Here is an 18,935-nt window from a genome sequence, read left to right on the forward strand (position 1 = left end):
TGCACGAGATGCCGGGCGGGCAGTTCACCAACCTCAAGGCGCAGGCGCGCTCCATGGGGCTGGAGGAACGCTGGCACCAGGTCGCCCAGACCTATGCCGAGGTGAACCAGATGTTCGGCGATATCGTGAAGGTGACGCCTTCGTCCAAGGTCGTGGGGGACATGGCGCTGATGATGGTCAGCCAGGGCCTGACCCGGGCCGATGTCGAGAACCCGGCCAAGGACGTGAGCTTCCCCGACTCGGTCATCGACATGATGCGCGGCAATCTGGGCCAGCCCCCGGGCGGGTTCCCCGAGGCCATCGTGAAGAAGGCGCTCAAGGGCGAGAAGCCCAACACCGACCGCCCCGGCAAGCACCTGCCCCCCGCCGATTTCGAGGCCTTGCGGAGCGAGATCAGCGCCAAGCTGGACGGGGCCGAGATCGACGACGAGGATCTGAACAGCTACCTGATGTATCCCAAGGTCTTCGAGGACTACGGCAAGCGCCACGCGATCTACGGCCCCGTGCGGACCCTGCCGACGCTGACCTTCTTTTACGGGATGGAACCGGGCGAGGAGATCACCGCCGAGATCGACCCGGGCAAGACGCTGGAAATCCGCCTGATCACCGTGGGCGACACCCAGGATGACGGCGACGTGCGGGTGTTCTTCGAACTCAACGGCCAGCCCCGCGTGATCCGCGTCCCCGACCGCAAGGCCACCGGCGCCAGCGCCGCCCGGCCCAAGGCCGATCCGACAAATGCCAGCCATGTGGCGGCGCCGATGCCGGGGGTCGTCGCCTCGCTCGCCGTGGCCGCCGGGGGCGAGGTCAAGGAGGGCGACCTGCTGCTGACCATCGAGGCGATGAAGATGGAAACCGGCCTGCACGCCGACCGCGACGGCAGGATCGCCGCCGTGCATGTCACCGCAGGCGCCCAGATCGACGCCAAGGACCTGCTGGTGGAATTCGTCGCGGACTGACGCGGTGCCCGGTTCCTGCCGGGGCAAGCCCAATCCCTGCGCCGCGGACCCCATCCGCGGCGCACCGCCGAAAGCCAGTCAATCTTTCGGCAAATTGTCACCGAAGCGCCCGTTTCGCTGCGCCCGAACGTCCAAATCACGCCACCTTTGCCGCACAACCTGTTAACAAAGCTTAACAAGTCGTGAGGCCAAGATGGGCAAGGTAGATCCTTTTCGCAAACCGAAACGCCGCAGCCCGTTGCGCAGCCTCAAGCTCTGGACCGTCACGGCCATTCTTGCAGGTGGCGCGCTTGGTGCGGCGACGCTGGTCTCCGAAGGCAGCCTGTCCGGCGCGCTGATCGGCCCCGCCGAACTGTCGCGCACCGCCGATCACGGCCGGGCCATCGACGGCGACACCCTGCGGCTGGGTGCGACAACCGTGCGCCTGCTGAATATCGACGCCCCCGAGGCCGCGCAGACCTGTGGCAGCCGGGCCTGCGGCCGCGACGCGACCCTGGCCCTGGCCGCCCTGCTGGCCAGCGGGCCGGTGACCTGCGACGGCACCCGGCACGACCGCTACGGCCGCCTGCTGGCCCATTGCGCCGTCGACGGCCAGGACCTGGGCGCGCAGCTGGTGGCGAGCGGCGATGCCGTGGCCTTCGTGAGATATTCCAGGGAATACCTGCCGCAGGAGCGCACGGCCCGCGCCGCGAAACGCGGGATCTGGTCCCAGGCCAATCCGCAGATGCCCTGGGATTACCGCCGGCTGTCGAGCGGTGGCCAGCCGGCACAGGCGCTGCCGGTGTCCGACACCACGCCGGGCGACTGCAGGATCAAGGGCAACATCGCACGCGATGGCGAACGGATCTATCACCTGCCGGGCCAGCGCTACTACGGCGAGACGCAGATTTCGCGCCTCAAGGGCGAACGCTGGTTCTGCAGCGAGGACGAGGCGCGCCGCGCCGGCTGGCGCAAGGCCCGGGTCTGACCCCGGGTCCGCCGCCGGCAACACTGCGCCGACCCCCGCCCGGGGAATCGCCGCCAGCCCCGATTCCCGGGGCGCCGGCAAATTCCCGCTAAAGGAGATCCGGACACCGGTCATAGCCAATCCGGCACTTTCCCTTTCCCCCGGCAGGCTTAGGCCAAACCATACCCAGGCGCATGTGACCATACGCCTTCGTCCTCGCGATTCGCCCGATTTCCGGGCAGCGGCTTTTTTCCCTGCGGGGCCAAGGCACTTGGCCGTCTGACCGGAATTACTGGGCTGTCAAGGATTGCGCAAAACGGCGCCAGAGGGGAGTCTGTCACGGGTGGCGCATCGGGGGATGGCCACGTCGCGTGGGGTGGCGCTGCGGGGAGCGTCAAGGACAACACTAACGAGGATACGATGGGAAACCAGGATAATTTCCTGGGCCGCAAACCTGTTGTCATCGGCTATCGGATGCCGGGTGACAGACGGGCTGGCCCGGGCTTTCGATCAGCCGGCCACGACGCGGGGGGCGTTGGCCGGGCTCGCCGGGGAGGCCTTGAAAAACAGGGCTCCGACGAGTGGGGCAGCGAGCGGGGAGAGCCCGTCCGCTGCCCCGGAGATGCCCATGAGATCGTGATCGGGCCAACCGGCAGCGGCAAGACGGTGGGCCGCATCATCCCGCTGATCCTGGAACACGACGGGCCGGTCGTGGCGCTGGACGTCAAGGGTGAACTCTACCGCCGCACCGCCCTGTCGCGCGCGATCCGGGGGCACGATATCTATCTGATCGACCCCTTCGGCGTGGTCGACGACATGAAGACCAGCCGGCTGGATCCGGGGCAGTCCATCATGCGCTCTCATGACCCTTCGGACCAGGCGCTGATCCTGGCCGAGGCGCTGAACCCGGGCAGCATGCTGTCGCGCGAACCGTTCTGGGACCACAGTGCCAACAGGCTGAACGCGGCCGGTCTGCACTACGCCGCGCTGAACAATTCCAGGTTGAGCGAGGGCGCGGTCACGGCCTGGCACGACATGCTGAACGGCCCCAACTTCGTGCGCTCGGTGGCCGAGGCGCTGGATGACAATCCCGATCTGCCGGAGTCGATCCATCAGGCTTTCGGCTCGTTCCTGCAGACGCCCGAGGTCACGCGGGGCTGCATCGCGACCACCGCCCAGACGGCCATGCGCCTGTTTGCCCAGTCGGCGGTGCGGCGGGTGATCGGCCCCTCGGACATCGACCTGACGCGCCTGGCCGACAGATCGGACTATGCGATCTACATCGCCCTGCCGCCCAAGGCGGTGGCCGCCTATGGCCCCCTGCTGCGCCTGTGGTTCGAGATGATCCTCAAGGCGCTGATGGAGCGGGCCGAGATCCCCGAGACCCCGGCGCTGGTCGTGGTGGACGAGGCCGGCGCGGTCGGGCGCATCCCCTCGCTGGAAACGGCCTATAGCATGGGGCGCGGCTATGGCATCCGGGCGGTGACGGCGGTGCAGACCATGCATCAGCTGGAACAGGCCTATCCGGATGCCCACCGGGTGCTGACCGACAATGCCGGGCTGATCTCGGTCCTGCAGCCGCCGCATTTCCTGGCGGCGACCGAGGTCGCGCAGCTGATCGGCACCTTCAGCCCCGAGGCGCTGATGGCCACCGGCCCGGGGCGCTTCGTCGCCTCGATGTGGGGGCGCGAGCCCGAAATCCTGATCGCGCGGTCCTGGCTGAGCGACCCCGATCTGCAGAAACTGGCGGGGGGACCCACCCGCCGGGACCGGCCCCGGCGCTGACCCGCGCCGGCGGTCCGCGGGCTTTGCGGATTTTTTCCGCGAAGCCCGCAATTTTCCACTTGCAGCCCCGGGCGGTTATTTATACATGCTCTCTCACCCAAGGACGCGGGCGTAGCTCAGGGGTAGAGCATTACCTTGCCAAGGTAAGGGTCGAGAGTTCGAATCTCTTCGCCCGCTCCAATTTTCTCAGACATTCCGGTGGCTTAGAGCACGGGTCATACCAGACCCGGGCCGGCCGGGGCCTTGTGCCCCGCCGCCGTACGGGCTGGACGATCCCTTGAGGCAAGGCCCTGCGGACGGGCAAGGCGGCCTAGCGCCGGTTGATCAGAACCAGACCCGCGGCCACCAGAACCAGGCTGACCAGCACGTTCCAGTGCAGCGTCTCGCCCAGCACGACCCAGGCCATCAGCACGGAAAAGATCGGCGTCAGGAAGCCGAAGCTTGCCACGCTGGAGGCCGGGTAGATCCGCAGCAGCACGAACCACATCAGGAAGGCGAAACTCGCGACCACCACGATCTGATAGGCCATATAGGCCACGTGTTCCGGCCCGAAGTCGCGCACCAGCGGCCCGAAAAGCGGCGCCAGCAGCAGCAGCATGGGCGCCGAGGCCATCACCTGCCACAGTTGCGCGCTTTCCGCCGGGATGCGCGACAGCGGCGTCAGCCGCAGCATCAGCGGGATCGAGGCCCAGCCAAGCGCCGCGACCAGCGCCAGCAGGTCCCCGGCCAGGCTGGCCTGCGCCGCGTTGCGGTCGATCATGACCACCACCACCCCCGCCATGGCCAGCACGAGGCCCAGCATCCGCGTCCGGTTCAGCCGTTCGCCCGGCAGCAGGAAATGGGCCGCGATGCTCATGTGGACGGGCATCGAGTAGAAGATGATCGACACGCGCGAGACCGTGGACATGTCGATCGCCAGGTAGAGCGCGCCGAATTCCAGCGTGAAGATCGCGCCCAGCACGATGCCGGATATGACGATGCCGCGATCCAGCGGAAAGGCGATGCCCCGCCACCGGACCCAGGCCCCCACGCAGATGGCCGCGCCAACCGAACGCAGCCCCGCCTGAAACAGGGGGGACAGGCCCGTGGCCGTGAGTTTCATGACGACCTGATTGACGCCCAGGATCAGTGTGAACACGATCAGCAGGGCGGCGCCGGTGGCGTCGAGATGGCTCCTCCTCATGGCGCGCATGAGGGGTCAGCGCCGCCGGGGCGTCAAGGGGCTATTTTCGGAAGCGACTGAAAAAGCGCGGGTTTCTGTGAACGAAGGCCGCGATCACCGTGGTCAGCAGGCCCAGGTTCCGCTTCTTCAGCCAGGCCCAGCCCGAGGCCGCGCCGATCAGCGCGCCGATGGTGTCCACGATCAGGTCGCCCATCGTGTCGACAAGGCCGGATTTCTGCATGTTCAGGCCAAAGGTCTGGTCCATCGTGAACTCGAATATCTCCCACATCGCGCCGATGGCGAGGGCGAAGCAGAAGGCGAAGAAGGCCACGGCAAAGGGCGGCGCGGCATAGCGGTCGCCCTGGAACATCATGAAGACGAGCACGAAACCGATCAGCCCGAATCCCACGGCCGAGCCGCCGTGCATCGCGATGTCCCACCACCAGAAGCGGTTGTAGAAATCCAGAACCTCGCCCAGAAACAGCGTGCCGCCCACGAACATGACGATGGCGGCGACAAAGGCATTCGGCACCTCGATCTCGGCCCAGCGGGCGACATAGACGGGCGCCATCGACAGGCCCAGCGTCAGCAGCGCCACAAAGGTCAGCGACAGGCGCCATTCGATCACCGAATAGGCGGCGACAAGGGTCAGAAGCAGCCAGATCACACGTGTGACGAGGGACTGTTTTGCAAGCATGGTGACTTTGGTCCCCCGATGGCCGTATCGAGAGTGTATGAAATCACCCGGGCTCAAGATCGCAACCTACAACCTGCAGAAATGTGTCGGGCTGGACCTCAGGCGCCGCCCCGGGCGCAGCCTGTCCGTGCTCTCCGACCTCGCGCCCGACGTCGCGGTGCTGCAGGAGGCCGACAAGCGCATGCCGCCCCGTCCCGCCGCCCTGCCCCACGGCATGGCCGAGGCCGAGGGCTGGCGCGTGGTGGATTTTGGCGAGCCTTCCGGCTCGCTCGGCTGGCACGGCAATGCCATCCTGCTGCGCGGGCCGGTGGGCGTCAGCGACGCCGGCCATATCGAGCTGCCGGGGCTGGAGCCGCGCGGCGCGGTGCGGGCCGACCTCGACACCGCCATCGGGCCGGTCCGCGTGGTGGGCGCGCATCTGGGGCTGATCCGGCGCTATCGCCTGTTGCAGCTGGCGGCCATCCGGCGGGCCCTTGCGCTGCTGGACCCGATGCCCACGGTGATCTGCGGGGATTTCAACGAATGGGGCGATCCGGCGCCCCTGCAGGCACAGCTCGGCCCTTACCGCCTGCTGCCCGGCGTCGCCAGCTACCCCGCCCCGCGCCCGCTGGGAGAGCTGGACCGCTTTGCCATCAGCCCCGAGCTGATCGCCGAACCGCCCCGCACCCACCGCGCGCAACCCGCGCGCATCGCCTCGGACCACCTGCCCGTCTGGACGGAGGTCCGGCCCGCCTGACAGGGCGCCCCTCGGTCAGCCCCTCCCTCTCCGCCCCCGTCCCGGGCGATGCGGCGTTCCTGCGCCAGGACCGCACCGGCCCGGGCACCACCCCACGGACCGGAAGCATGACAAATGCCCCGGCCCCGGGGTTTTCGTGGTAGCGTTCGCCAGCATGTCCATCCGGGGCGGCAGCGCGGCGAGGACAACAGCCGCGCCAGTCCGCGCAAACGCACCCGGGGGCGCAGCCGTGACGGGCGCGCCCGTCCGCGTCCTGCGGCCAAGGCTTGCGGGCCAGCCGGATCAGCGGCATTGCGGTGACACCGTCACATGCTACGAACGGGGCGGCGCAAAGGAAGGGCACCATGAACATCCTGCAGATCGCCTCGCTGCTGATTGTCCTGGCCGCCGTGTTCGGGGCGGTGAACTACCTGTTCCTGAAACTGCCCTCGGCCATCGGGATCCTTGTCGTGGCGCTGCTGGCCTCGATCGGGGTGCTGGTGGTGGACCAGGCGATTCCGGCCATTTCCATCGCGCAGCAGGTGCGCGACATCGTCGAGGGGATCGACTTCTCGGACACGCTGCTGGAGGGGATGCTGGGCCTGCTGCTCTTTGCCGGGGCGCTGCATGTGAAGGTTTCGGACCTCAGGGCGCAGTGGGGGGCGGTCTTCCTGATGGCCACCATCGGTGTTGCGCTGTCGACCGCCGTGGTGGGCATTGGGTTTTCGTGGCTCACCGGGATGCCGCTGCTGGTGGCGCTGGTCTTTGGCGCGCTGATCTCGCCCACCGATCCGGTGGCGGTGCTGGGCGTGCTGCGCGAGGCGAACCTGCGCCGCGACCTCGAAACCAAGATCGCCGGCGAAAGCCTGTTCAACGACGGCGTGGGCTATGTGGTCTACCTGCTTCTGGTGGGCCTGGCCTTTCCGGCCGCCGCCGGGCATGGCGGGGCGGATCACGGCGGCTCGGAGGCGGGCAAGGCGGCCTGGCTCTTCCTCACCGAGGCGGGCGGCGGCGCGCTCCTGGGTGTGGTGCTGGGCTGGTTGACCTTTCGGGTGATGCGGCTGATCGACGACCATTCGCTGGAGGTGCTGATCACCCTGGCGCTGGCCTTTGGCGGCTATGAGCTGGCGGTGGCGCTGCATGTCTCGGCCCCGATCATGGCGGTCTGCGCAGGCCTGCTGATCGGCGATGTCGGCGCGCGCTACGGGATGAGCGAGACGACCCGCAAATATGTCGACGCCTTCTGGCAGCTGATCGACGAGATCCTGAACGCGGTGCTGTTCCTGCTGATCGGGGTCGAGGTCTTTGCCGTGACCTTCGAGACCGGCTTTGTCGTCGCCGGGCTGGCCGCGATCCTGCTGGCGCTGGTCGCACGGCTGACGGCGGTGGCGGTGCCGGTGCTGATGCTGCGCCCCTTCCGGGGGTTCGCGCGGGGCACGATCCCGATCATGACCTGGGGCGGCCTCAAGGGCGGCATATCGGTCGCCCTGGCGCTGGCCCTGCCCGAGGGCGAATGGAAACCGCTGATCCTGACGGCAACCTATTTCGTGGTGATCTTCTCGATCATCGTGCAGGGGCTGACGGTGGCGGGCCTCGCCAACCGGGTGGGACGGGAACCGGACCTGGTATGAGATGGGCGCTCTTCCTGCGGGCGGTGAATGTGGGCGGCACCGGCAGGCTGGCGATGGCCGAGCTGCGCGCGGCGCTGGAGGCCGAGGGAGCCCGCGACGTGGCGACATATATCCAGAGCGGCAATGTCGTGCTGGCGCATGCGGCCGATGATCCCGACAGCCTGGCCCGCTGGGCCGAGGGCGTGCTGACGCAGCGTTTCGGGCTGGAGACCGCGGTTGCGGTGCGGGACGCCGCGGCGCTGGATGCCGCGATCGGCGCCCATCCCTGGGCGGCGACCGGCGCGGGCAACCAGGTGCATTTCGCCTTTTTCTCCGGCGCGGCGCAGGCGGATGCGGCAGAGCGCCTGGCCCGCTGCTGCACCAATGGCGAGGAGGTGCAGGCCGATGCCCGCGCCCTCTACCTTTACACCCCGAACGGGATCGGCAGGTCCAGGCTGAACGGCCAGCTGGACCGCGCCGTGGGACGCCCGGTGACGGTGCGCAACCTCAACACCGTGCGCAGGGTCCGCGACATGCTCTGACCCCCTTGCACCTTCCGCCCGGGCAGAGGACAAGGACGCGGCGGAGGAAGTGAAATGAGCGGAACGAGCCGGGCGGACGTCTTGAGCGCCGTCGTCTGGATGAGCGGCGCGGTCGGCTCTTTCATCGCCATGGCGGTGGCGGCGCGGGCGGTCAGCTTCGAACTCGACACCTTTGAAATCATGACCTATCGCAGCGCGGTCGGGGTGCTGATCGTGGTCGTGGTGCTGACCCTGCGCGGCCGCTGGCACGTGGTGCGGGTCCGCAAGATGCCGCTGCATTTCGCCCGCAACCTGGCGCATTTCACCGGGCAGAACCTGTGGCTGCTGGCGGTGATGACGATCCCGCTGGCCCAGGTCTTTGCGCTGGAATTCAGTGCGCCGATCTGGGTGGTGGTGCTGTCGCCGCTGATGCTGGGCGAACGGATGACGGTGATGCGCTGGCTGGCGGCGCTGCTCGGCTTTGCCGGGGTGCTGATGGTCGCCCGACCCGGCGCGCAAGAGATCAGCCCCGGCCTGCTGGCAGCCGCCGCCGCGGCGATCTGCTTTGCCCTGAACTACGTGATCACCAAGCGGCTGACCCGGACCGAGGCGACCGGGTCGATCCTGTTCTGGCTGACCACCCTGCAGCTTGGCATGGGGCTGATCTGCGCGGGGTTCGACGGGGACATCGCCCTGCCCTCGCCGGCCAGCCTGCCCTGGCTGATGCTGATCGGCTGCGCGGGCCTGCTGGCGCATTACTGCCTGACCACGGCGCTGACCTTTGCCCCCGCCACGGTGGTGATGCCCATCGACTTTGCCCGCCTGCCGCTGATCGCCGTGGTCGGCGCGCTGTTTTATGCCGAACCGCTGGATATCTGGGTGCTGGCCGGGGCGCTGGTGATCTTTGGCGGCAACTACCTGAACATCTGGTCCGAGACACGTGCGTGAATGCACAGGTTCCGGATTGCCCGGCTGCGCGGAAAGGTATCTCGTGACCTCATGAGCGAACAGAAGTCCATATCAACCGCGGCATGGGGCCAAATTCTGCTGTTGGGCCTGATCTGGGGCTGCTCCTTCCTGTCGATCTCGATCGCGCTGCGCGAGATCGGCCCCTTCACCGCGGTGCTGCATCGCACCTTCTGGGCGATGCTGCTGCTCTGGGCCGTGGCCCTGGCCATGGGGCTGAAGGTGCCGCGCGACAGGGCGACCTGGGGCAGGTTCCTGGTGATGGGCGTGCTGAACAACGTGCTGCCCTTCTGCCTGCTGACCTGGGGACAGACCCATATCGAAAGCGGGCTGGTGTCGATCTTCAACGCCTCGACGGCGGCCTTCGGGGTGCTGATCGCGGCGCTGGTCTTTGCCGACGAAAAGCTGACGGTGCGCAAGGCGGCTGGCGTCGGCTTCGGCATCTTTGGCGTGGCCACGGCCATGGGGCTGGGCACGCTGAAAGAGCTCGACCTGCGCTCGCTGGCGCAGCTGGCCTGCATCGGCGCGGCCTTTTGCTATGGCTGCGCCGGTAGCTGGGCCAGGGCGCGGCTGTCGCATCTGCAGCCGCAGGTCGCGGCGGCCGGAATGCTGACGATGTCGACCCTGGTGATGATCCCGCTGGTCTGGATGATCGAAGGTCCGGTCACCCTGGCGCTGGCACCGGCAACCTGGCTGGCCATCGGGTATTATTCGCTGATCGCCACGTCGGGGGCCTTCCTGCTCTACTACTCCATCCTCGCCAAGGCCGGCAGCGGCAACCTGATGCTGGTCACCCTGCTGGTCGCCCCCGTCGCGATCCTGCTGGGCGCGGTGGTTCTTGGCGAAACGCTGTATCCCCGGCAATACGCCGGTTTCGTGATCATCGCCTGCGGGCTGGCGATCCTGGACGGGCGGATCCTGCGGCTGCTGAAGCCGCGGCGGCGCGATACCGTTTGACCCTGCCCGGGGCAGTCCCTAACACGGGACCGGGCAAGCAAGGCGGGCAGGATGATCTACGAAACGGCCGGTGAATGGCGCGATGCCGAACGCAGGAAGGTGCTGCTGTTCGGCATGTCAGGGCTGGGAAAAACCCATGTGTCGAACCTGCTGCGCGATGACGGGGCGTGGTTCCATTACTCGATCGATTACCGCATCGGCACCCGCTACATGGGCGAGCACATCGCCGACAATGCCAAGAAACACGCGATGCAGGTGCCCTTTCTGCGCAACCTGCTGATGACGGATTCGATCTACATCGGGTCCAACATCACCTTCAACAACCTGTCCCCGCTGTCGACCTATCTGGGCAAACCCGGCGACACGGCCAAGGGCGGGCTGGAGTTCGACGAATACATGCTGCGCCAGTCGCAGCACCGCGAGGCCGAGGTCAACGCCCTGTCCGACACGCCGCGCTTCGCCAACCGGGCGTTCAAGCTCTACGGCTATCCGCATTTCGTCTGCGACAGCGGCGGCTCGATCTGCGAGGTGGTGAACCCGGACGACCCCGAAGACCCGCTGCTGGCCACGCTGGAAGAGACCGCTCTGCTGGTCTGGATCCGGGGCGACGATGCCCATACCGACGAGCTGATCCGCCGCTTCGACCGCGCGCCCAAGCCGATGTATTACCAGCCCGAGTTCCTGACCGATGCCTGGGCCACCTACCAGCGCGAAACCGGCGAGACGCCCGACACCATCGACCCCGACGCCTTTGTCCGCTGGACCTATGCCCGGGCCCTGGCCCACCGGCAGCCGCGCTATGCGGCGATGGCCCGGCGCGGCATCACCGTGGAGGCGGACGAAATCGCCCGCATCAGGTCCGCCGCCGACTTCGAAGAGGTCATAGCGCAGGCTCTTGAGGCCCGCTGAACAATCGCTATCTTCCGCCCGACCCGCATCAACCCGCAAAGGCCTGGTCCAATGCCCATCAAGATTCCCTCCGATCTTCCCGCCTTCGACGTGCTCACGCGCGAGGGTGTGATGGTCATGTCGGAAGACGATGCGGCGCTGCAGGACATCCGTCCGCTCAGGATCGGCCTGCTGAACCTGATGCCCAAGAAGATCCAGACCGAGAACCAGTTTGCCCGGCTGATCGGCGCGACGCCGCTGCAGATCGACTTTCAGCTGATCCGCATGACCGAGCATCAGACCAAGAACACCGCCGCCGAGCATATGGAAAGCTTCTACCGCCCGTTCTCGGAGATCGAGCACACGGGCGAGAAGTTCGACGGGCTGATCATCACCGGCGCCCCGATCGAGCATCTGGAGTTCGAGGACGTCACCTATTGGGAAGAGATGGAACGCGTCTTTGACTGGACGCGCACCAATGTGCATTCCACCTTTGGCGTCTGCTGGGGCGGCATGGCGATGATCCATCACTTCCACGGCGTGCCCAAGCACCTGCTGCCGTCCAAGCTGTTCGGCTGTTACGAGCAGTATTGCGAGGACACGACCTCGCCCTTCCTGCGCGGGTTTTCCGATGCCTGCCTGATCCCGGTGTCCCGCTGGACCGAGATCCGGCAAGAGGATATCGACAAGGCCCCGGGGCTGACGACCCTGCTCTCCAGCCCTGTCACCGGCCCCTGCCTGGTCGAGGACGAGGCGAACCGCGGGCTCTATATCTTCAACCATTTCGAATACGACAGCGATACGCTGAAGCAGGAATACGACCGCGACATGGACGCAGGCACCGCCATCGGCGTGCCGGTGAACTATTACCCCGGCGACGATCCGAACGCCCGCCCGCAGAACCGCTGGCGCAGCCATGCGCATCTGCTCTACGGCAACTGGATCAACCAGATCTACCAGACGACCCCTTTCGACATCGACAAGATCGGGACGGACGGTGCTTAGGGCACTGGTCATCGTCGTCCTACTCCTGGCGCTCTTCGCGGCCGCCACCCTCTGGCGGGCCGCCCGGCGCGAGGCGCAGGCCGAGGCCGAGTTCCCGCCCGAGGGGCAGCTGATCGACGTCGGCGGCGTGCAGGTCCATGCGGTGGTGATGGGCCAGGGCCCGGATCTGGTGCTGATCCACGGCTCTTCGGGCAACACCCGCGACATGACCTTTTCCCTGGCCCCAAGGCTGGCGGAGCGCTACCGCGTCATCGTCTTCGACCGGCCGGGGCTGGGGTACACGGACAGCCTGAACGACACCGGCGAAACCCTGTCGCAGCAGGTCGACCTGCTGACCCGGGCCGCCGCGCAGCTGGGGGCCGACCGGCCCATCGTGATGGGTCAGAGCCTGGGCGGCGCGGTGGCGCTGGCCTGGGCGGTGGAACATCCGCAGGCGCTGTCGGCCCTGGTGCTGGTCTCGGCGCCCAGCCACGAATGGCCCGGCGGGTTGGGCGGCTATTACAGCGCGCTGTCGCATCCGGTCTGGGGCCCGGTGGTGGCGACGCTGATCACCGCCTGGGTGCCGCAAAGCTATGTGAAATCCGAGATCGAGTCCGTCTTTGCCCCGCAATCCGCGCCCAAGGGCTATGCCGATCGCATCGGCGCCGGGCTGACCCTGCGCCGCGCCTCGCTGCTGGCCAATGCGCGCCAGCGGGCGATCCTGAAACCGCAGATCGTCGAGATGTCGCGGCACTACGACCGCATCGCCGTCCCGGTGGAAAGCCTGCACGGCACGGCGGATGACACCGTCTATATCGACATCCATTCCGAACGGCTGGCCCGCGACTTCCCCGACCGCGTGCATTTCACCCCGCTGCCCGGCATCGGCCACATGCCCCACCACGTCGCCGAGGATGCAGTCGTCGCCGCCATCGACCGCGCGGCGGAGAGGGCGGAAGACTAGCCGCCCGAACCGGCGCCCGGTTTCGCAAATCGCGCCCCGTCACAGCCGCACGGGGCTTCCCCCCGCCTTCCGGGGACCTTAAGTTCAGCGGAACACAAGGAGTTCCCTATGTCCCTGCCCTTCGACGGTGCGATCAGCGACTTTCACAAGACCAAGGCACCAGAGGGGATCCGCAACGCGATCAACCGCGCCGACAAGGATGACGTGATCACCCCGGACTACCCCTATTCCGAGCGGATGAACGGCAAGGCCTATGACAAGGAGCTGAGGGCGCTGCAGATCGAACTGGTCAAGCTGCAGTCCTGGACCAAGGAGACGGGCGCCCGCATCGCCTGCATCTTCGAAGGCCGCGACGCCGCCGGCAAGGGCGGCACGATCAAGCGCTTCCGCGAGAACCTGAACCCCCGTGGCGCGCGGGTCGTCGCCCTGCCCAAGCCCTCGGATACCGAGGCCGGGCAATGGTATTTCCAGCGCTACATCCAGCACCTGCCCTCGGCGGGGGAAATCGTGTTCTTCGACCGCTCGTGGTACAACCGGGGCGTGGTCGAACATGTCTTCGGCTTCTGCACGCCCGAGCAGCGCGAACAGTTCTTCGACCAGGTCCCCACCTTCGAGAAGATGCTGGTCGACGAGGGCATCCACCTGTTCAAGTTCTGGCTGAACGTCGGGCAGGCCGAACAGCTGCGCCGCTTCCTCGACCGCGAACAGGATCCGCTGAAACACTGGAAACTCTCGTGGATCGACGTCGAGGGGCTGAAGAAGTGGGATGACTATTCCGCCGCGATCAAGGAGACGCTGGACCGGTCCGACAGCTATGCCGCGCCCTGGACGGTGATCCGCTCGGACGACAAGCGCCGCGCCCGGCTGGCCGCGATCCGGCAGGTTCTGCTGAATGTCGATTACGACTTCCGCGACCTCAAGGCCATCGGCAAGCCCGATCCCCAGATCGCGGGCGGGCCGGACATCTGGGATGCATAAGAAACGCGGCTATCACCACGGCAACCTGCGTCAGGCGCTGGTCGAGGCGGCGCTGGAACTGATCGAGCAGAAGGGCCCGACCGGCTTTACCCTGTCCGAGGCGGCCAAGCAGGCCGGTGTGACCCCCGCCGCCGTCTACCGCCATTTCGACGGACGCGAGGACCTGATCGCCGAGGCGGCGCGCCAGGGCTACGAGATCTTCGCCGACCTGATGCAATATGCCTATGACAAGGGGCAGCCCTCGGCTCTGGCGGCTTTCGAGGCGACGGGCCGCGCCTATCTTGCCTTTGCGCGCAAGTACCCGGGCCATTACATCGCGATGTTCGAAAGCGGCGTGTCGGTCAACCGCACGCCCGAGCTTGCCAAGGTCGCCCGCCGGGCCTGGGACGTGCTGGAACGCGCCGCCGGAGAGCTCTCGCAGCATATCCCGCCCGAGAAACGGCCGCCGGCCTCGATGTTCTCGGCCCATATCTGGGCGCTGTCGCACGGGGTGGTCGAGCTGTTCGCGCGCAATTCCCCCGGCGCGCAGTCGCCCTTTCCGCCCGAGGACCTGCTGGAAAGCGGGATCGGGATCTACCTGCGCGGGCTGGGGCTGATCAATCCGGACACTTGAGGCGATCCCTCCGGGTCCGACCGGCGGCTAAGCTCGCGCTGCCGCACAGGCGGCGGAGGGCCTGGTGGACCTGTGTGCCACTCGCCCCGGGACGCCGGTGCCCGGGCCCCGGACAGTGCCGCCGGCCCGAATGCCGGGACCCTTGGAGCGGAACCCGTCGCCGCCAAATGAAAAAGGGCCGCCAGACTGGCGGCCCTTTTCCGAATGGACAGGCAGATGCCTCAGCGCTTGGAGAACTGGAAGCTCCGGCGCGCCTTGCGCTTGCCGTACTTCTTCCGTTCCACGACGCGGCTGTCGCGGGTCAGGAACCCGGCGGCCTTGAGCGCGCCGCGCAGCGAGGGATCGTAGAGTTGCAGCGCCTTCGAGATGCCGTGCTTGACCGCACCGGCCTGACCCGAAAGACCGCCACCGGCCACGGTTGCCATGACGTCGAATTCACCTTCGACACCGGCCACCTGGAACGGCTGGCGCAGGATCATCTGCAGCACAGGACGGGCGAAGTAGACGGCCATTTCCTTGCCGTTCACCACGACCTTGCCGGAACCCGGCTTGATCCAGACGCGGGCGACGGCGTCCTTGCGCTTGCCGGTCGCATAAGAGCGGCCCAGCTCGTCACGCACCGGCTCACGCGAGATTTCGATATCTGCCGCCGCCGCGACGCCACCGACAGTCTCGGACACGGCGCCTTTCAGCTCTTCGAGCGAATTGATTTGATCGGCCATTCTCAGCTCCGCGTGTTCTTGGAGTTCATCGCTTTCACATCCAGCACTTCGGGCGTCTGCGCCTCGTGCGGATGATCGGCGCCGGCATAGACCCGCAGGTTGGTCATCTGCTTGCGGGACAGGCGGTTGCCCGGCAGCATGCGCTTGATCGCAGCCGTCACGACCCGCTCGGGGTGTGCACCCTCAAGGATCTGTTCGGCGGTGCGGTGCTTGATGCCGCCCGGATGGCCGGTGTGCCAATAGTATTTCTTTTCGGTGCGCTTCTTGCCCGTCATCTGCACCTTGTCGGCGTTGATGACGATCACATTGTCGCCCATGTCCATGTGCGGGGTGAACGACGGCTTGTGCTTGCCGCGCAGCCGCATGGCGACGATCGACGCAAGACGGCCCAGAACGACGCCCTCTGCGTCGATCAGGATCCACTTCTTGTCGATATCCGCCGGAGTCGCGGTGAAGGTTTTCATGTCACTACCTTGAGCGTGGAATTCGGATTGCGGTGTTCTAAAGGTTTCCGGGGCGCAGTCAAGCGCAGACATCCGGATAAAACCGTTTGAAAACAAGGCATTGCAATTACGGTATTTAAATACCCCATCAAACAGCCCGCCCCCAGGCGCCCCGCCGGCCATCGGGCCGCAGCGGCAGCGCCCGCCGCCGGCGCGGCTACGCCCCTGCGGGGCTGGCCGTTTCGACCCCGACCGGCGGGATCGAATAGGTCAGCGTGGCCCGCGCCACCGGCGCCGCCACGCCGTCAGAGTGGATCAGCACATCGCCCACGGCCAGAATGCGACCCAGTTTCAACAGCTTGCACTCTGCAATCAGGTCCGCCCCCGAGGCCGGACGCCGCATGAAGTCGATGGAACAGTTTGTCGTCACCGCCAGCGCGCGCGGCCCGATCATGGCAAGGACGGCCAGATAGACCGTCACATCCGCCAGCGCGAACATCGTCGGCCCCGACACCGTGCCGCCCGGGCGCAGGTGGCGGTTCTGCACCGCCAGCCGCACCGAGATGCTGTGCGGCGCCAGCGCCTCGATCCGGTATTCATTGTTCACCTGCGGGAATTCCCGTTCCAGGAACACCTGCAACTCTGCCGCATCCATCCGTAGGTCCATGCTTTTCCTCTTCCCTTAACGGCCCTAGAGTCCGATGAAACCGGGAGGAGGCACAAGATGGCAATTCTGGAACGTCACGACACGGGGGCCACCGCTCACCTGACCCTGAACGCGCCCGAGCGGCTGAACACCCTGTCCGACGCCATGCTGGCCGCGCTGCAGGGCGAACTCGACGCGATCCGCGCCGATCCCGGGGTGCGCGTCGTCATCCTGTCGGGCGCGGGCAAGGGCTTTTGCGCCGGGCACGACCTGCGCGAGATGCAGGCCGCGCGCCAGTCCGACGATGGCGGGGCCGCCGCCTTTGCCGATCTCTTTGCCCGCTGCACCCGGGTGATGGGCGCCATCCGCACCCTGCCCCAGCCTGTCATCGCGCAGGTCCACGGCATCGCCACGGCGGCCGGCTGCCAGCTGGTGGCAACCTGCGACCTGGCCGTTGCCGCCGAGGATACCCGGTTCGGCGTCAACGGCGTGAACATCGGCCTGTTCTGTTCGACCCCGATGGTGGCACTCTCGCGGAACGTGTCCCGCAAGCGCGCCTTCGAGATGCTGACCACGGGCGACTTCATCGACGCGCCCAAGGCGGTGGAGATGGGGCTGATCAACCGCTCCGTCCGCGCCGACCGGCTGGCCGCCGAAACCACCGCCCTGGCCGACAAGATCGCGGCCAAACTGGGGGCCGCCGTGCGCATCGGAAAAGAATCGTTTTACGCCCAGGTCGAGATGCCTATCGAGTCGGCCTATGCCTTCACCGGCGACGCGATGGTCAAAAACATGCTGCTCGACGACACAAACGAAGGAATCGAGGCCTTCCTCGCCAAAAGATCGCCCGGGTGGCAGCAATAATCCGCCGAGTTTCTGTCCAACTGTCCGGACGGCAAGACCAGGAGCCAGGACCCCGTGCCACAATGTTGTGCATTTGAATCAGCGCCATCAGTCAATGTTTCCACAAATGCGCCACAGAAATTCCTTCGGGGCCTCTTTTGCGCCTTATTTGCAATTGCTAAGAAAAAACCGCATTTATTGAATGGACGTGAAGAATGAGACGCGTGTGGGTCACCGTAGGCATTCTGTCTCTCCAGGCCACTCTCTCTCTGGCCGACGACGTGCCCGAACCGGTGACCCACGCGGATTTCGCTCCGGTCGATATGGACCTCGCCCTGCTGGGCCGCGACCTGTTCTTCGACCCGCTGCTTTCGGGCAATCTCAACATCTCCTGCGCCACCTGCCATCACCCCTCGATGGGCACGACGGATTCCATGTCGCTGTCGCTGGGCGAAGGGGCCGAGGCGCTTGGGCCCGACCGCCATGTCACGGCGCGCAACCGGCCCGTCGCGCGGATCGCCCGAAACGCCCCAGGGTTGTTCAACCTCGGCGCTTTCGACGTCCGTTCGCTGATGCTCGACGGCCGGGTCGAGGCCGACCCTGACGCGCCCTTCGGCATCCGCATGCCCCCGGGGCGAGATCTGCAGCGCCCGGTGCCCTCGGTCCTGGCCGCGCAGGCCCTGTTGCCGCTGTCGGACCCCGACCAGATGGCCGGTCATCCGGGCGAAAACGCGGTGGCCGATGCGGTGGCGGCGGGGAATTACTCCGGTCCCGGCGGGGCATGGTTCATCGTGACCTCGCGCGTCGCCAACAACCCGACCTATGCCGAAAGGTTTACCGCCGTGCTGGGCAACCGGCCGCTGGATATCACCGATATCGGCCGGGCGCTGGCGGATTATATCGGCCACGAATTCATGGCCATCGACAGCCCCTTCGACCGCTACCTCGCCGGGGACAAAACCGCGCTGAACTCGGCGCAGACCCGCGGGATGGAACTGTTCTACGGCCCCGCCGGCTGTGCCGCCTGCCATTCCGGCGCGCTGCAGACCGATCACGGGTTTCATTCCATCGGCATGCCCCAGATGGGGCCTGGCCTGGTCGCCGAAACCCATGTCGACCTGGGCCGGGGCGCCGTGACGGGGCTGGAGGAAGACAATTACCGCTTTCGCACCCCGTCCCTGCGCAACGTGATCCAGACCGCGCCCTATGGCCATGACGGCGCCTATGCCACGCTCGACGGCGTGGTGCGTCACCACCTGGACCCGTTTGGCGCGCTTGGCAGCTATGACCGCTCGCAGGCGCGGCTGCATGACGTGACACTCGATGACGGCGACTGGACCGTGATGGACAATTTCGACGAGGTCATGCGCATCGCCATGTCCGCCGAGATCGCGCCGGTCTCGCTCACCGATCCCCAGATCGCCGACCTGGTCGCCTTCCTCGACGCGCTGACCGACCCCGGCGCGGGCAAGGACCGGCTGGGACCGCCCGACCGCCTGCCCTCGGGCCTGCCGCTGGATCGGTGAGCCCTTCCCA

20 protein-coding genes and 1 tRNA gene are annotated in these 18,935 nt (G+C 66.9%); 16 read left to right on the plus strand and 5 right to left on the minus strand.

What is annotated here, in order from left to right; genetic code table 11:
* The 4 genes from GLS40_RS12360 to GLS40_RS12375 all read left to right on the plus strand — a co-directional run.
* A partial coding sequence (locus tag GLS40_RS12360; RefSeq protein WP_160383045.1) for a biotin/lipoyl-containing protein occupies window positions 1–959 on the plus strand: 959 nt, incomplete at its 5' end.
* Between the two features lie 193 nt (window positions 960–1,152).
* Complete coding sequence (locus GLS40_RS12365) at window positions 1,153–1,926, plus strand: thermonuclease family protein (protein WP_160383046.1); 774 nt, start codon at window positions 1,153–1,155, stop codon at window positions 1,924–1,926.
* Between the two features lie 453 nt (window positions 1,927–2,379).
* A complete protein-coding gene (locus tag GLS40_RS12370) occupies window positions 2,380–3,690 on the plus strand; it encodes a type IV secretory system conjugative DNA transfer family protein (RefSeq protein WP_235905911.1) in 1,311 nt (436 codons plus the stop codon).
* A 105-nt stretch (window positions 3,691–3,795) separates the two neighbouring features.
* Window positions 3,796–3,870: transfer RNA gene (locus tag GLS40_RS12375), tRNA-Gly, on the plus strand.
* A 130-nt stretch (window positions 3,871–4,000) separates the two neighbouring features.
* Here GLS40_RS12375 and GLS40_RS12380 read toward each other — a convergent pair.
* Together GLS40_RS12380 and GLS40_RS12385 are read right to left on the minus strand one after the other, a co-directional pair.
* On the minus strand, window positions 4,001–4,873 hold the full coding sequence (locus GLS40_RS12380; protein WP_235905905.1) for a DMT family transporter: 873 nt from the start codon (window positions 4,871–4,873) through the stop codon (window positions 4,001–4,003).
* A gap of 40 nt (window positions 4,874–4,913) precedes the next feature.
* Window positions 4,914–5,549 carry a hypothetical protein gene (locus GLS40_RS12385; RefSeq protein ID WP_160383049.1) on the minus strand — a complete coding sequence of 212 codons (636 nt, stop codon included), beginning with the start codon at window positions 5,547–5,549 and terminating at the stop codon, window positions 4,914–4,916.
* A gap of 37 nt (window positions 5,550–5,586) precedes the next feature.
* Here GLS40_RS12385 and GLS40_RS12390 point away from each other — a divergent pair, with 37 nt between their 5' ends.
* The 10 genes from GLS40_RS12390 (at window position 5,587) to GLS40_RS12435 (ending at window position 14,745) form a co-directional block, all read left to right on the plus strand.
* Window positions 5,587–6,285, plus strand: coding sequence for an endonuclease/exonuclease/phosphatase family protein (locus GLS40_RS12390; protein WP_160383050.1), 699 nt, complete (start codon window positions 5,587–5,589; stop codon window positions 6,283–6,285).
* Window positions 6,286–6,629: 344 nt separating this feature from the next.
* Window positions 6,630–7,895, plus strand: coding sequence for a cation:proton antiporter (locus tag GLS40_RS12395; protein WP_160383051.1), 1,266 nt, complete (start codon window positions 6,630–6,632; stop codon window positions 7,893–7,895).
* A complete protein-coding gene (locus GLS40_RS12400; RefSeq protein WP_160383052.1) occupies window positions 7,892–8,416 on the plus strand; it encodes a DUF1697 domain-containing protein in 525 nt (174 codons plus the stop codon). The genes GLS40_RS12395 and GLS40_RS12400 overlap by 4 nt, the downstream gene beginning before the upstream one ends.
* Window positions 8,417–8,470: 54 nt before the next feature.
* A complete protein-coding gene (locus GLS40_RS12405; RefSeq protein ID WP_160383053.1) occupies window positions 8,471–9,343 on the plus strand; it encodes a DMT family transporter in 873 nt (290 codons plus the stop codon).
* Between the two features lie 51 nt (window positions 9,344–9,394).
* The gene (locus GLS40_RS12410; RefSeq protein WP_160383054.1) at window positions 9,395–10,318 is read left to right on the plus strand and encodes a DMT family transporter; all 924 of its coding nucleotides are present in this window, start codon (window positions 9,395–9,397) and stop codon (window positions 10,316–10,318) included.
* Between the two features lie 51 nt (window positions 10,319–10,369).
* Window positions 10,370–11,227, plus strand: a complete 858-nt coding sequence (locus GLS40_RS12415) for an ATPase (protein ID WP_160383055.1) — start codon at window positions 10,370–10,372, stop codon at window positions 11,225–11,227.
* Between the two features lie 51 nt (window positions 11,228–11,278).
* Window positions 11,279–12,211: a homoserine O-succinyltransferase gene (locus tag GLS40_RS12420; RefSeq protein ID WP_160383056.1), complete on the plus strand. Its 933-nt coding sequence runs from the start codon at window positions 11,279–11,281 to the stop codon at window positions 12,209–12,211.
* Complete coding sequence (locus GLS40_RS12425; RefSeq protein WP_328598898.1) at window positions 12,204–13,154, plus strand: alpha/beta fold hydrolase; 951 nt, start codon at window positions 12,204–12,206, stop codon at window positions 13,152–13,154. Before GLS40_RS12420 ends, GLS40_RS12425 begins: the two co-directional genes overlap by 8 nt.
* A gap of 108 nt (window positions 13,155–13,262) precedes the next feature.
* Window positions 13,263–14,132 carry a polyphosphate kinase 2 gene (gene ppk2 / locus GLS40_RS12430; RefSeq protein WP_160383058.1) on the plus strand — a complete coding sequence of 290 codons (870 nt, stop codon included), beginning with the start codon at window positions 13,263–13,265 and terminating at the stop codon, window positions 14,130–14,132.
* A complete protein-coding gene (locus GLS40_RS12435; protein WP_160383059.1) occupies window positions 14,125–14,745 on the plus strand; it encodes a TetR/AcrR family transcriptional regulator in 621 nt (206 codons plus the stop codon). The genes ppk2 and GLS40_RS12435 overlap by 8 nt, the downstream gene beginning before the upstream one ends.
* A 221-nt stretch (window positions 14,746–14,966) precedes the next feature.
* Here the strand turns inward: GLS40_RS12435 and rpsI are convergent, their stop codons facing one another.
* The 3 genes from rpsI to GLS40_RS12450 all read right to left on the minus strand — a co-directional run bounded on the left by rpsI (window position 14,967) and on the right by GLS40_RS12450 (window position 16,577).
* Window positions 14,967–15,467 carry a 30S ribosomal protein S9 gene (gene rpsI, locus GLS40_RS12440; protein WP_160383060.1) on the minus strand — a complete coding sequence of 167 codons (501 nt, stop codon included), beginning with the start codon at window positions 15,465–15,467 and terminating at the stop codon, window positions 14,967–14,969.
* Window positions 15,468–15,469: 2 nt separating this feature from the next.
* Entirely contained in the window at window positions 15,470–15,931 is a 462-nt protein-coding gene (gene rplM, locus GLS40_RS12445) for a 50S ribosomal protein L13 (protein WP_160383061.1), read from the minus strand.
* A 196-nt stretch (window positions 15,932–16,127) separates the two neighbouring features.
* Complete coding sequence (locus tag GLS40_RS12450) at window positions 16,128–16,577, minus strand: PaaI family thioesterase (RefSeq protein ID WP_160383062.1); 450 nt, start codon at window positions 16,575–16,577, stop codon at window positions 16,128–16,130.
* A gap of 57 nt (window positions 16,578–16,634) precedes the next feature.
* On the opposite strand from GLS40_RS12450, the gene GLS40_RS12455 reads away from it, so the two are divergent.
* A complete protein-coding gene (locus GLS40_RS12455; protein ID WP_160383063.1) occupies window positions 16,635–17,420 on the plus strand; it encodes an enoyl-CoA hydratase in 786 nt (261 codons plus the stop codon).
* A gap of 194 nt (window positions 17,421–17,614) precedes the next feature.
* The gene (locus tag GLS40_RS12460) at window positions 17,615–18,925 is read left to right on the plus strand and encodes a cytochrome-c peroxidase (protein WP_160383064.1); all 1,311 of its coding nucleotides are present in this window, start codon (window positions 17,615–17,617) and stop codon (window positions 18,923–18,925) included.
* Window positions 18,926–18,935: the final 10 nt, after the last annotated feature.

It is taken from the genome of Pseudooceanicola pacificus (genome assembly GCF_009789075.1).
GTDB classification, from domain to species: domain Bacteria; phylum Pseudomonadota; class Alphaproteobacteria; order Rhodobacterales; family Rhodobacteraceae; genus Pseudooceanicola; species Pseudooceanicola pacificus.

Bases quoted from the DNA above. Each gene is read 5' to 3' on its own strand.
- GLS40_RS12370 (WP_235905911.1), top strand. From the start codon at position 2,380: ATGCCGGGTGACAGACGGGCTGGCCCGGGCTTTCGATCAGCCGGCCAC.
- GLS40_RS12365 (WP_160383046.1), top strand. From the start codon at position 1,153: ATGGGCAAGGTAGATCCTTTTCGCAAACCGAAACGCCGCAGCCCGTTG.
- GLS40_RS12450 (WP_160383062.1), bottom strand. From the start codon at position 16,577: ATGGACCTACGGATGGATGCGGCAGAGTTGCAGGTGTTCCTGGAACGG.
- GLS40_RS12435 (WP_160383059.1), top strand. From the start codon at position 14,125: ATGCATAAGAAACGCGGCTATCACCACGGCAACCTGCGTCAGGCGCTG.
- GLS40_RS12420 (WP_160383056.1), top strand. From the start codon at position 11,279: ATGCCCATCAAGATTCCCTCCGATCTTCCCGCCTTCGACGTGCTCACG.
- GLS40_RS12390 (WP_160383050.1), top strand. From the start codon at position 5,587: ATGAAATCACCCGGGCTCAAGATCGCAACCTACAACCTGCAGAAATGT.
- ppk2 (WP_160383058.1), top strand. From the start codon at position 13,263: ATGTCCCTGCCCTTCGACGGTGCGATCAGCGACTTTCACAAGACCAAG.
- GLS40_RS12415 (WP_160383055.1), top strand. From the start codon at position 10,370: ATGATCTACGAAACGGCCGGTGAATGGCGCGATGCCGAACGCAGGAAG.
- rplM (WP_160383061.1), bottom strand. From the start codon at position 15,931: ATGAAAACCTTCACCGCGACTCCGGCGGATATCGACAAGAAGTGGATC.
- GLS40_RS12405 (WP_160383053.1), top strand. From the start codon at position 8,471: ATGAGCGGAACGAGCCGGGCGGACGTCTTGAGCGCCGTCGTCTGGATG.
- GLS40_RS12380 (WP_235905905.1), bottom strand. From the start codon at position 4,873: ATGAGGAGGAGCCATCTCGACGCCACCGGCGCCGCCCTGCTGATCGTG.
- rpsI (WP_160383060.1), bottom strand. From the start codon at position 15,467: ATGGCCGATCAAATCAATTCGCTCGAAGAGCTGAAAGGCGCCGTGTCC.
- GLS40_RS12455 (WP_160383063.1), top strand. From the start codon at position 16,635: ATGGCAATTCTGGAACGTCACGACACGGGGGCCACCGCTCACCTGACC.
- GLS40_RS12395 (WP_160383051.1), top strand. From the start codon at position 6,630: ATGAACATCCTGCAGATCGCCTCGCTGCTGATTGTCCTGGCCGCCGTG.
- GLS40_RS12385 (WP_160383049.1), bottom strand. From the start codon at position 5,549: ATGCTTGCAAAACAGTCCCTCGTCACACGTGTGATCTGGCTGCTTCTG.
- GLS40_RS12400 (WP_160383052.1), top strand. From the start codon at position 7,892: ATGAGATGGGCGCTCTTCCTGCGGGCGGTGAATGTGGGCGGCACCGGC.
- GLS40_RS12410 (WP_160383054.1), top strand. From the start codon at position 9,395: ATGAGCGAACAGAAGTCCATATCAACCGCGGCATGGGGCCAAATTCTG.
- GLS40_RS12460 (WP_160383064.1), top strand. From the start codon at position 17,615: ATGAGACGCGTGTGGGTCACCGTAGGCATTCTGTCTCTCCAGGCCACT.